This is a genomic window from Butyricimonas synergistica DSM 23225, assembly GCF_000379665.1.
GTDB lineage: Bacteria > Bacteroidota > Bacteroidia > Bacteroidales > Marinifilaceae > Butyricimonas > Butyricimonas synergistica.
This window is the reverse complement of record NZ_KB903367.1, coordinates 202,329-215,287: the sequence shown is the minus strand read 5'-3', so window position 1 is coordinate 215,287 and position 12,959 is coordinate 202,329. Positions and strand designations below refer to the sequence as shown.

General features: G+C 50.6%; 9 protein-coding genes and 1 tRNA gene. 2 read left to right on the top strand and 8 right to left on the bottom strand.

Going from position 1 to position 12,959, the window contains the following annotated elements; genetic code table 11:
• Positions 1–17: 17 nt before the first annotated feature.
• The 5 genes from A3CY_RS0113365 to A3CY_RS0113345 form a co-directional block, all read right to left on the bottom strand.
• Entirely contained in the window at positions 18–1,994 is a 1,977-nt protein-coding gene (locus A3CY_RS0113365) for a RagB/SusD family nutrient uptake outer membrane protein (RefSeq protein WP_026207653.1), read from the bottom strand.
• Positions 1,995–2,025: 31 nt separating this feature from the next.
• On the bottom strand, positions 2,026–5,427 hold the full coding sequence (locus A3CY_RS0113360) for a SusC/RagA family TonB-linked outer membrane protein (RefSeq protein ID WP_155828330.1): 3,402 nt from the start codon (positions 5,425–5,427) through the stop codon (positions 2,026–2,028).
• 165 nt (positions 5,428–5,592) lie between these two features.
• Entirely contained in the window at positions 5,593–6,765 is a 1,173-nt protein-coding gene (locus A3CY_RS0113355) for a FecR family protein (RefSeq protein WP_018338430.1), read from the bottom strand.
• A gap of 93 nt (positions 6,766–6,858) precedes the next feature.
• Positions 6,859–7,434, bottom strand: coding sequence for an RNA polymerase sigma-70 factor (locus A3CY_RS0113350; RefSeq protein ID WP_018338429.1), 576 nt, complete (start codon positions 7,432–7,434; stop codon positions 6,859–6,861).
• Positions 7,435–7,470: 36 nt separating this feature from the next.
• Positions 7,471–8,127 (bottom strand): HAD family hydrolase, encoded by a 657-nt coding sequence (locus tag A3CY_RS0113345; protein WP_018338428.1) that lies wholly within the window; start codon positions 8,125–8,127, stop codon positions 7,471–7,473.
• 84 nt (positions 8,128–8,211) lie between these two features.
• On the opposite strand from A3CY_RS0113345, the gene A3CY_RS0113340 reads away from it, so the two are divergent.
• On the top strand, positions 8,212–8,754 hold the full coding sequence (locus A3CY_RS0113340) for a hypothetical protein (RefSeq protein WP_026207650.1): 543 nt from the start codon (positions 8,212–8,214) through the stop codon (positions 8,752–8,754).
• Between the two features lie 103 nt (positions 8,755–8,857).
• On the opposite strand, the gene A3CY_RS0113335 is transcribed toward A3CY_RS0113340, so the two are convergent.
• A tRNA-Trp gene (locus tag A3CY_RS0113335) sits at positions 8,858–8,930 on the bottom strand.
• Between the two features lie 89 nt (positions 8,931–9,019).
• On the opposite strand from A3CY_RS0113335, the gene mnmA reads away from it, so the two are divergent.
• The gene (mnmA, locus tag A3CY_RS0113330) at positions 9,020–10,072 is read left to right on the top strand and encodes a tRNA 2-thiouridine(34) synthase MnmA (RefSeq protein ID WP_026207649.1); all 1,053 of its coding nucleotides are present in this window, start codon (positions 9,020–9,022) and stop codon (positions 10,070–10,072) included.
• On the opposite strand, the gene A3CY_RS0113325 is transcribed toward mnmA, so the two are convergent.
• Positions 10,058–11,719: a putative transporter gene (locus tag A3CY_RS0113325; RefSeq protein WP_018338425.1), complete on the bottom strand. Its 1,662-nt coding sequence runs from the start codon at positions 11,717–11,719 to the stop codon at positions 10,058–10,060. The genes mnmA and A3CY_RS0113325 overlap by 15 nt on opposite strands.
• A gap of 51 nt (positions 11,720–11,770) precedes the next feature.
• A complete protein-coding gene (locus tag A3CY_RS0113320; protein WP_018338424.1) occupies positions 11,771–12,958 on the bottom strand; it encodes a hypothetical protein in 1,188 nt (395 codons plus the stop codon).
• Between the last annotated feature and the right edge of the window lies 1 nt (position 12,959).

The window sequence follows — 12,959 nt, the reverse complement described above, 5'->3', positions numbered from 1 at the left end:
TTTGTTTATACTCCATTTTACCATCCCGGATTCTGTACGACGCCCGACACCATCACCTCCTGCGATTTGATGGGGAAGAAGTAATCCCGCGGCGCGATGAATCCCCGCAGCGACCAGGCGGGCACCGGTCCCTTGTAATCATTGTAGAAGCCTTCCTCCGAGTCGGCGACGATATTCCAGCCCATCTGCGGCTCGTTCAACACGTCGGCTTCCAGCCAGCGGCGGAGGTTCCAGAAGCGCTGCCCCTCGAATGCCAGCTCGATGTTCGTCTCGCGGCGGATAATCTGGCGCATGCCCACTTGGGTCGTGGCAAGTTCCGGATTAAGGGAATGCTCGCCCCACGCCTTTTTCACGTCCGGGATGCCGGCACGCGTGCGTACCTTGTCGATACCGGCATAGACGCGGTCGTCCGGGGTTTCGAGGTACTCGTTCCATGCCTCCGAGGACATCAGGTAGAGCTGCGCCATCCGGATAAGCGGCATGGGCAGGTCGCCCTTGGCATTCACGTTGCCGAGATAATTATCCACCACCAGGTCGGTGTAGATGTGCTTGATCAACCAATAACCGGTGAGGTTCTGGTTCGCGCGGGTACTCCGGAAGGAGAGGTCCGTCCCGAAATATTCGCCCTTGCGCGCCTCGATGACCCTCGGTTGCTGCTTTTCGTTGGCGTTGTCCTTGATGCATCCCCGCCAATTCATGCGGTCGCCGAGGATGCTGGCGTAAAAGCGCGGTTCGCGTTTCAGGTGCAGGTTGAGTACCTTTGTCCCTCTCGGGATAACCCGGTCGTATTTCGAGCGCGGCTCTTCGCCCATCTGGTAGCGTTTCGCGAACTCCCAATCCTTGTCCATGTCGATGGGCAGGCCGTTCTCGGTGTAATACATCTCCACCATCTTCATGGAAGGCGACATCGAACCGTCCGAAGGAGCCCGTTGCACCTTGTCGTTATAACCGGAAGCATTGAGGATGATCGGCAAAGTATGGGCGTGGAAAAAGTACCAAGCCATCATATCGGAATGCTGCGTTTTAGTTTGGAATACAATCTCCTTGCTCACGCTGCCGGGCGCCTGCACGGACTGTTCGATGTCCTTGAGCGTGTTGAGCAGCGGGGAGGCTTCTCCCGTGTTGCCCCGCACCAGCCCCCAGCCGGCATCCTCGCACACGCGGATTGCTTCATCGCACGCCTCGGCGGCACGACGCCATTTCTCCTTGTCGACCGACGTGCTGAACAGCGGTTCGCCCTTCCGGTTGCGGAAAGAGGAGTACGCCGAATTGCCGTTGAAGAGGGGCGATGCCTGGTAGACCAGCACCATCGCCTTCAGGGCGAGCGCCGACTCCTTGTGGAAGTATCCCTGGCGGGCAGCCGTTTTCTCCGCCCGCAGCGGGAGCACCTCTATCGCCTCGTCGAGCAACCGGACGATTTCATTGAAACAGGTGTCCACGTGGCTGCGCGGGAGTTTCATCTCCGATACACTCTTCTCCACCCCGATGGTCGTGGGCAGCAGGATGATCGGCCCGTATTTGCGCAACTGCTGGAAATAGAGGAACGCCTTGACCGCTTTCACTTCCGCCGTCCACAAGTCCTTCTCCTCCTGCTCCATGTTCAGCGTGTTGCCGATGTTCTCGAAAAAGGTGTTGCAATACTGGATGGTGGAATAATAGGAGGTGTTCGTCCAGGAATCGCTGATGGGGTTCAACGCCGACTGCACCCCGTCGCCGATCCGGAAACCGACGATCGGAGGGTTGAACGAACCCATTCCCTCCCGCAGGATATCGTTCCCGACCAGCTCATCCGCGCCGGTAAAGGCGAAATTGGAACAGAGGTTCGCCATGCCGGACATGTTCCGGTAACAGGTCGCCACCCAGCCGTCCACTTGGGCGCGCTGCTCGAAGATGGTCTCGACCGACTTGACATCGTTCTCCGGCACGATGTCGAGGTAATCGCATCCCGTCCACAGGAAGGCGGACAGGCAGGCGATGCTGATAATTTTTTTCATATAATTCATTTTCATGTAATTTGTTTTCAAGTTAGAAGCTAAAATTCAAGCCAATAGCATAGGTTTTCTGGATCGGGTAATTGAAACCTTCACCGCCCAACTCGACATCCCACAACTTGAAGTTGGTGATGATGAACGGGTTGTTGGCACGCACGAAAACCTTGACATTTTGCATCCGTATCTTGCGCTTCCAGGCGTCGGGCAGGTTGTACGCCAACTCCAGTGCCGTGCAGCGCAAGAAACTGCACTCGCGCATGAAATAGGTGCTCTTGTAAGCCGTCGGTGAACTGTAACTTGCCTCGTAATTTCCCTCTTCCTGGTTGTGGTAGGCAATGTTTTGAACCGACAGGCGGGGCCAGAGGGGATGGTTTTTCATGTTCCCGGGCGTCCAGTGGTCGTCGGCAATCGCCTGCAACACATTTCCACTATAGAACGGGGAGATGCTCCTCGGGTTGATGAAGAAGCCGCGCTTGCCGGAACCCTGGAAAGCGAAGTTGAACTCCCATCCCTTGTAGTTGATGAAGCCGCTGAAACCGTACGTGATCCGCGGGGTTTCGGGGAAGCCGATATGCACGGCATCCTTGATGTCGATGATCCCGTCGTTGTTCACGTCCCGGTAACGGATATCGCCGGGACCGTACTGCCCGCTCTGCGTGGGGGCGGCGGCAACCTCGGCGTCGTCGCGGAACAGCCCCTGGTCGATGTAACCGACCTGCTGCGAGATTTCATGCCCCGTCTTGCGTTGCCACTCGGGCGTGTCGGATGCCTCCTCGAGGCTCATGTAAGTCGCCTTGTTGTAGGTGAAGGTTCCGTTCAGGATAATCCACAAGTCGGGCGAGAAGGCGTGCTGGATCTTCCCGGAAAAATCGAGCCCCCGGGAACGCACCTTGCCGATGTTGTCGAGCTGCAAGCTCTCGACACCCACATGGGCGGGAATGACCGTCCGGTAGGAGAGGATGTTGTGGCGGATCTCCTGGTAAACGTCCAGGGTGAACTCACCGATGCCCTTGAAGAGTTTTGCCTCCACGCCGACATTCACCTGCTCGGCGATTTCCCATTTGATGTTCTCGTTGGCGTAATTCATGATTTTCCACCCCTTGGTCGAAGTTTCTCCGGGCTGCTGGGAATTTACATCGGAACTCACAACCTCCGGCAAATGGACAAAACGGGGTGTATTGATAATCCCGTCGTTCCCGACTTTCCCGTAAGAGGCACGCAATTTCAAGAAAGGCAGCCAATTGGCGGCACCCGCCATGAACGGCTCGCTGGAAATCACGTACGCCACGCCGGCGGCGGGGAAGAATCCCATCTTGTTCTTTTTGGCGAAACGCTCGGAACCGTTGTACCCGAAGCTCGCCTCCACGAAATAGCGGTCCTTGAACCCGTACGTTCCACGCATGGAGAACCCTAAATTCCGGTGTTCCACCGCCTCGAGGTACTTATTCGGTGCGGAACTCGTCGATTCCATGGCGTTGAGCACCGCCGTGAGGCTGGTCTGGTGGTCGCCCCACGCTGCCGTGTGGTAAGCGCGCAACTCGTAGGTCAGGCGGGTATCCATGTAAGATTGCTTATCACTGTCGAGCAAATCGATCGTCCGGTCACCCGAGGAAGGGTTCAGGGCATAGAGCTTGTGCACGCCCGTGGACTCGTCGAAACTTTGCAGCCGGTAGAAATAGGGTTTGGTAGAGAAGGGCATCGAATAGTAGCCCGACTGGCTCAACGCCACGCGGGCGCGCAACTCCAGTCCCTTCACCAGGGAAGAGAGGTTGTGGATGTATTCCAACTGGTTGGTCGTGCTGTACCGGTTCCGCTCCAGGTAACCCGCATGGATCTGCATGTAGGGGTTTTCCTGTCCCGTCACAGAGAACGCGCCGAAAAGGATATGCTCCCAGTTATGCTCCAGGTCGGCGGGATAGGTCGGGGCGAACCTCACGGGATCGGCTTCCAACGCCATTTTGTAAGCCTGCGCCACACTCTCCATGGGACCGTGGTATTTGTCCCAATTGGTCTGGCTGTTGTAGAGCAATTTGATGTTGCGGTGCAAGTTCACGTTCAAGTTGACGCGGAACGAGAGTGTGCTGTTCTTGATATTCACGTCGAACTCGTTCAAGCGGTCGGTCTTGAGCATACCCATGTCCCGGACATAGTTGACCGACGCGTAGTATTGCATCACCTTCGAACCACCCCGGATGTTGACGCCCAAACGGTGGTTGACGGACATATCCTTGAAGAGGATATCCATCCAGTCATTGGCGGGATAAGCCCACGACGGGAAACTCTTGCTCTGCCGGCGGCTGATGTCCAAGGCGGAGTAACGCGGCGTGGCAAGCGGGTCGCGCGCCATCAGTGCCTCGTTGTACATGCGCATGTAGGTCACGGGGTCAACAATGTCCAGTTTCTTCGTCGGCATGGAAGCCACTGCCTCGTAGCGGACGGAGGTATAGACGCTGCCTTCCTCCCCTTTCTTGGTGGTCACGAGGATGACGCCGTTCGCCCCGCGGGCTCCGTACATGGCTGTCGCCGCCGCATCCTTCATCACGGAGAAACTCTCGATATCCTCCGGAGCCATACGCGCCAGATCCAGCTTGGAGGACTCCACGCCGTCGATCAGGATCAACGGGTCGATGTTCGCCCCCGTCTGGAACGAGGTAATACCCCGGATGTAGAACTTGGTATTCATCTCCTCCTCGGTCAACGCACCGGGAAGACCACCCGTCTGCCACCCCACGATACCGGCGATTTTACCGGCAAAGCTAGTGGTCAGGTCACTGCTCGACGACTTCAAGTCCATCGGGCGCACCGTGGTAATCGCCGACACGACGCTCTCCTTCTTCTGCTGGCCGAAAGCCACGACCACCGTTTCGTCCAACTCCTGCACGTCCTCTTCCATCGTGATGCGCAACGTGTCTTTCGCCATCTTTTCGGTAAAGTCCAGCGTCTTCTTCTTAAACCCAATAAACGTGAACTCCAACGTTCCGCTCGTCATGGGCAAATCCAGGGCGAACCATCCTTGGGCATTCGTCGACGTCCCGATGGTCAGCCCGGAAACTTTCACCGTCACCCCCGGCATGGATTGCTTCTGCTTGTCGAAAACGTACCCTTTCACCCGCACGGATTTCGGTTTCTCGTCGTCGACCTTCTCCCGGATCACCACAACGTTCCGGTCAAAAGTAAATGCCAATCCCAACCCGGGCAACAACTCTTCCAACACCTTCCCGAGTTCCCGGTTTTCGGCTTTCACGCTGACCATCCCTTTCGTCTGCATCAAAGCGTAATTGTAGAAGAAATCACACTTCGACTGCTTCCCCAGTTCTTCCAACACCGTGGTTAATGCCACGTTTCGCATATCCACCGTCACTCTCGCATTTTGCGACAGCACACTGGCGCTCACTGACATACACACACCAAATAGTAAAACACTCAACAATTTCATAAACATTAACATTTTTCGCCATGACTTCCCATGGCATCGCCAAGCGCAATTTCGCCTTTTTTTCATAGTTTTGTATTTATAATTGTACATGATATACTTCCCTATCGGTGCAAATGAGTGGGAAAGTATATTTGATTAACGGCAGGTTGAAGATTGATCAGGTCTTCAATCTGTTTTTCTTTGCACGGTTATCGTGTTTCCTTTTATTATAAATTCAACATCTTGAGTTTCCTCCATTTTCTTCAACAGATAACCGATATCGTCATAACGCTTCAAGCGTCCCCCGAATTCCATGCGTTTCAAATCTTGGTTCTGGTAAAAGACATTCAAATCATACCACCGGGAAAGCACCTCCATGATATTCTCCAGCGGTTCCCGCTTGAAATAATAATACCCGTCTTTCCAAGAAGTGTACACCTCGGTATCCACCACGTTCACCTCCGCCTTCCCGTTTTGCTTGTCATACACGAGTTGCATACCGGGTCGTATCACTTGCTGCCCCGCTTTATAATTCACCTGCACGCTACCTTCCACCAGCGTCGCGGCAACGGTTCCCCTCTCCGGGTAAGCGTTCACGTTGAACGCCGTCCCTAACACCCGCACGTCAATCTCGCCCGCCTTCACGACAAAGGGACGGGCGGTATCTTTTGCCACCTCGAAATATCCTTCCCCGGTTAAAACAACTTCCCGCCGCTCCCCCGCGAACCGGACGGGATAACGCAACGAGGATCCCGCGTTCAAATAGACCTTGGAACCATCCGCCAACTGCAAATTATATTCCCCGCCACGGGGTACCCGAATCGTGTGGTACTCCACCTGCTCGTTCTTCTCTTCCGCACCATAAATTAGCATATTCCCGTTGCTCACCACCCGCGGGTTCAAGCTATCGGCAGCGAGCACCACTTGGGTGGTGGAATCCAAATGAACCACCTCTCCCCTCGGCAAAAGCAACTCCGCCCGCACACTCCCGGGAGTGATCCTCGCGGCAATACCCTGCGCGGAAGTCCCCTTTTGTCGCTCTCCTGCAAGCATAAAATAAGCCGCCATACCCAAGAACAAAGCAAAACCTGCCGCGACCGACAAGTGTCGAACCAACCGGACTCTCCCCCGTTGTTTTCTCACGATTTGCTCCACTTGTTCAAAAACAATCGCATTCTTCCGCCGCTGATGCAATTTCGCACCGGAAGAGGCTATTTCCCGAATCTCCCGTTCAAAACGAGAATTCCGCCCGGAAGCCTTTTTCCAGTTTTCCAAGATTTGCCGATCCTCCGCGGAAATACACTCCCCCGCAACAAGGTCTGCCAAAATCCGATCTATTTCATTTTCTTTCATTCTCATTATTATGGGTCGTTTACTTATATATCACCACACTTTTCATTTAGGGTGAAAAGAAAATGAATTTTTTTTTTGCGGCAAGGCAAAAAAAATTAATTAAAACACGCCCTCCACGAAGAAAAGCAAAATGGAAGAAAAAGATTCTTTATTCAAATGTTCCCGCAAAAACCGGAGGGCTATTTTCATTTGAGTTTTCACGGTATTCACACTGATCTGCAAGGCGTCGGCGATCTCTTGGTATTTCATATCGTCAAGAGCTGCCATCAAAAATATTTTCCGGCATTCGTCCGGCAAGCGATTTATCGTACGATACAACAACTCAATCTCTTGTCCCGCTTCCTCCTCCCGGAGAATACCGGGTAAAATATAATCATCAACGGAAGAATCATCGTGCATTTTACCCCGGCGATGTTTATCCCGGATATAATTAATCGTTCGAAACCTCACCGCCTGAAACATAAACCGGTCCAAATCCCCCTCAAAACTTTGCAATCGCCGGGAGAACCACAGGTGCACGAAACATTCTTGCACGATGTCTTCCGCTCCCTCCGCATCATGTACCATACGGTTGCAATACAATAAAAGAGGGTCGTAATAAACATCAAAAAGCAACTGCATCGCCACCTTCTCATCTCGTTTATACAATGACAATATTTTTTCACTACCCACCATGCCAATTCATGTTTAGTGCAAAATTAGCATATATTTTTATATTTCATTCAATATTGCCAGTATATCTAATGGAGATTCCGCGATATGGCAAGCCCCATTTGCCAGCAATTCCTTGCGATCCCGGAAGCCCCAAGTCACACCGACAGAAGTCACACCACTATTCACGGCTGTCTGCATATCCACCCCGGAATCACCCACGTAAAGCACTTCCTCTTTCCGGACGTCTGCCGCTTTTATAATATCATAGACAATCGTCGGATCGGGCTTGATAGGCACTCCCTCCCGTTGCCCGAACACGAAATCGAAAAGTCCTTCTCCAAAATATGCGGGGATAAGGGCTATGGTTGCTTCATGATATTTATTGGATGCCACGGCTAATAAAATACCTTGTCGTTTCAATTCCCCCAGCAACTCGGGAATCCCGGCATAAGGAGCCGTGAAATCCGCTTTATGCACGGCATAATACGCCACGAAATCCTCCTTAATCTTCATCACATTTTCCGGAGTCCGGGCAGTTTCCGGCAAAGCCCGTTCAAGCAATTTATCAATCCCGTTCCCCACGAAATAGCGATAGGCAGGCAACTCGTGTTCCGGGTACCCGTGCCGGCGTAATGCATAATTCGTACTTGCCGCCAAATCTTCCAGCGAATTCAATAACGTCCCATCCAGATCAAAAATCACCAATTTTATCATATCCTTTCCATACTACTAACCAACGCGAAAATAACATTAAAAAAAAGAAATCGCTATATTTGTAACACTTAATGCCGCTATATTATGAAATCTACATTTATGAAAGTGCTTCGCGTACTGGTGCTTGGTGTCGTTATTATCTTGTGCACAATCGGCTACCTCTTTAATGAACACACGTTGGTCAATTGGTTTACGCCCATACTAATATCTTTGATGATCGCCGTTCTCTCTACACCCTTCTATAAAATGTGGACATGGTTGACAGCGGGAGAAGATAAAATTCTCAATTTGCTTTGTCACGTGATTTGCGTGGGAGCTTTAAGCTATGCCTCGCTCCTCGCGGGCAACTATTACTGGGCTGACCCGGCATCCGAGAAAAAAGAGGAAGTAGTCGTGCAGAATAAATACCAAAAAACACGCCAGAAAACACGGCGGGTAGGCAGAGGCAGGTACGTGGCAGACGGGACACGGAAAGAATATTACCTGGACGTGGTTTTCGCCGACGGGATGAAAAAAAACTTGCACGTATCCCTCTCGACTTACAACAAAACCTCGGTAGGAAAAACAAAGGTACTGGCTTTGCAGAAAGGTTTCTTCGGACTTTCCGTAATAACAAAGGGATTATAAAACCACCAAGTGTTATATTAGCACGCCCCCATGAACCTTATAAACTTTACGAACTTTATAGACCTTATGAACTAAGGGCTGTGTTTCGACACAGCCCTATCTGCACGGGAGGAGAGGTTCGAACTCCCGACCCTCGGTTTTGGAGACCGATGCTCTACCAACTGAGCCACTCCCGTTTTTCGTGCTGCAAAATAAGGGAATTTTATCGAGAAAAACAACAGGGAGGGCAAATTAATGCTTATTTTTGTTTCCCAAAATAAGCAATATGACAAAAATTGTGGTAGGTCTTAGCGGAGGGGTAGACAGCTTCGTGACAGCTCTCCTGCTACAAGAACAAGGGTTTGAAGTAATTGGCGTCAATCTCAGGCTATGGGATTCCCCGGCATCCTTGGCACAAGAAAACGAATTGGATAATCTTTGCCACGCTACCGGGATAGAATTACTCCGGGTCGACGGCAGGGCTCTTTTCGCCCGTCAGGTTGTAGACCCATTCGTTAAAGGTTATCTTTCCGGAGTCACCCCCAACCCTTGTGCCATCTGCAACAGCTTTGTAAAATGGCATCTGTTACGCGTACTTGCAGATGATTTAAAAGTACATCATATCGCAACAGGGCATTATATCCGAATATTATCCTACAACCAGCATTATTACGTACATAAAGGCATCGACCCGAACAAAGACCAATCCTACTTTCTATGGGGTATCCGGGAAGAGATTCTCGCCCGTACGATTACCCCGCTGGGTGATTACACAAAAGCACAGGTAAAAGAAATCGCCGGACAACATGGCTACACCCGGTTAGCCACCAAACGGGAAAGCATGAGTATCTGTTTCCTTGAAGGCGGGGATTATCGGGATTTCATCGCCCAGCAACCCGACACGGCATCCTGTTTCCAAACGGGAAAGATCATGGACGAAATGGGTAACATGATTGGCGAACACGATGGCATTGGGAATTACACAATAGGACAGAAAAGAGGCATCCCTTTAAAAAATGGAAAAACGCAATATGTAGCGAAAATCGATGCCCGTAACAATCAAATTATCGTGTGCGATAAATCCTCTCTCTACCGCACGGAACTTCTCGTGAAAAACATCCATCTCATAGACCCTCAAGAGATTCTCGCGACAGACATTGAAGTAAAAGTACGCGGACTGGGACTAAACCCGCAAGGCTACGCTCAAATTTTCACACACCCGAGCAACTTACTTCTCGTGCGCCTAGCCGAACCGGCATGGGCTGTTGCCCCGGGACAACCTGTGGCATTCTACCGGGGCGACAGGGTTATTGGAGGCGGAATCCTAAGCGAACAGTAAAATTAACAACTGTGCCGTCAACACCCGCAAAAACATCGTGAGCGGGTACACCGTGGCATAACTTACCGAAGGCGCATCATTCCCCGCAATCCCGTTAGAGTACGCCAAGGCGGGTGGATCTGTCATGCTTCCGGCTATCAATCCCGTCAAAGTAAAATAGTTGATCTTGTATATTCCCCGAGCCACGATTCCCATGATAATCAAAGGAACGATCGTGATAATAAAACCATAACCGATCCATGCGTAACCGCCTTGATTGATTATCGTTTCCACAAAACCTTCTCCCGCACGCAACCCCACACTGGCGAGGAATAAAGCGATTCCCACTTCACGCAGCATCAAATTTGCACTCATCGTGGTATAAGTCACCAGCCCATACTGGGGTCCGAAACGGCTAACCAAGATGGATACAATCAAAGGACCTCCCGCTAATCCCAACTTCACGGGTTGCGGAATTCCGGGGAACGTAAACGGAATACTTCCTAACACAATACCCAGGAATATACCCAAGAAAATCGGCACAAGGTTCGGTTCCCGCAAGCGCCGCAAAGAATTTCCCAATACTTTGGAAACATTAGCGACAGCGGCTTCCGGTCCTACCACGGTCAAACGGTCACCGATCTGTAATTGCAGGTTAGGTCTTGCCACCAAATCCACCCCCGCGCGGTTCACCCGTGTCACGTTCACCCCGAAGCAATTCCTTAACCTCATATCCCCGAGCATCTTTCCGTTCACCTCGGCTTTTGTAATCGAAATTCTTCTGGACACGAGCTGTTTATCCAGTTTCTCCCACTCGACCTCAACCCGTTCGCCCAAAAAAGCAGTAATCGCATCAATATCTTGCAAAGCCGCCACGACAAGCAACTTATCCCCCGCTTGTAAACAAGTTTCAGAAGAACCAATCTCAATCCGGTCATTCTCGTGGCAAACACGGGAAAACACGAACTTCCGGTTAATCAAACGGGTCACTTCCATCAAATCCTTACCAAACAATGCCGGATTCGTCACCCGCACGGAAAATTGTTGCGCTCCGCTCCCTTTATCTCCATCTTCCCGTTCGAGGGCTTCATTTTCATTCTCCATTTTCACCCGGAAAATAACACGCATCAACATAATTGAACCAATGATTCCGACCACTCCCAAGGGATACGCGACGGCATATCCCAAAGCGATCGTGGGATCTTCCACGCCGGACGCATCCATATAAGCTTGTTGCGCGGCACCCAATCCCGGTGTATTGGTTACAGCCCCGGACAAAACACCTACCATTGTCGTGATCGGCAATCCGGTTACCACGTGAATAACATAAGTAGTTACCACCCCGAGCAACACAATCCCCATCGCCAACATATTTAAAGTCATCCCTCCCTTCCTGAAAGAAGAAAAGAATCCCGGACCGACTTGCAACCCGACCGAATACACGAACAGGATCAACCCGAATTCTTGCATGAAATGCAGAATATGCCCGTCCACCTGCATCCCGAAATGACTGCATATAATACCAACAAAAAGAATCCAGGTAATTCCCAATGAAATTCCCCAGATTTTTACCTTACCTAGTACGATTCCCAAAGCGATAACGATTGCGAACATCAACACGGAATGTGCAACCCCTTGCCCGAAAAATAAACTTCCTAACCAAGACATATTAATTTTAGATTTTAGATTGGATGATTGAAGATTGCCAGCTACCACGAATCACGAAATCGATTTCTTTTTATCTATTGAACGATGAAATTCTATATCATCCCGGAACAATTTCCGATACGTGATATACGTTTGTGATTGTTTCGCCCCGATATAATGCATCAAATGCATCATCTGAGGGTTGAAATCACCTACCCAGCTCAATTCCAACCAATCATATCTCTTTTTATCCTCGATCATTCTTTTACAGAAAGCATAGATCATGGCAGCCTCCACCCCTCGTCCCTGGTATTCCGCAGCAACTCCAAATATCAATCCCAAGGCAACACGTCCCGGTTTAAGATAGCGATAATACAAGAATTTCAAAATCCCCCAACCGCTAATTTTCCCATTCACGTGCTTCACGATATAGTTTAATTCGGGAATCGTGATAAAGAATCCTATCGGTTCACCCTTATAATAAGCGAAATAAAGCAAGTCAGGATCCAACACGGGTTTCAATGTTTTAAACAACACATCTACCTGCTCTTTCTCCATACCTGCCACCCCGTGCACATCTAAATTCCACGCCTTGTTATAAATAGTGAGAAAAGAAGATTTCGCTTGCTCCGGCGTCATCTCCCGGTAGGATGTAATCCGGTAATCCCCATTTTTCAACAACCTTTCGGATTTCCAGATTACCACCTCGGAAAGACTCTCTTTCACCATCGGCGTGCGATAAATATATTGCTTGAAATAATCACGGAACCCGTAATTCTCGAAGAAAGACACGTAATACGGGTGCGTGTACGGCATTTGAAACACGGGAGGTTTGAATCCATCCACCAATAGCCCCCACCATTCGTTGCGCTCCCCGAAATTCTCGGGTCCTTCCATTGACTCCATACCTCTTTCCTCCAACCACGTGCGACAACGGTCGAACAGCATAAAAGCAGCCTCCTGATCGTTGATACATTCAAAGAAGCCCATGCCTCCCACGGAATAAGTATCTAAATGACAAGCATCCCGGTCAATAAACGATGCTACTCGCCCCACGCATTTTCCACTTTCGTCCCGAAGCAGCCAGCGGGTGCATTCTCCATGCTTAAAGAAAGGATTCTTCTCTTTATCAAACACTTTCGTTATATCATTATCTAAAGGTCGTACCCAATTCTTGTCATCCTTATACAAGGATACCGGCAGAATCAAAAATTCTTTTGCTTGCTTCTCGTTCAATACCTCTTCAATAGTGTACTTCATA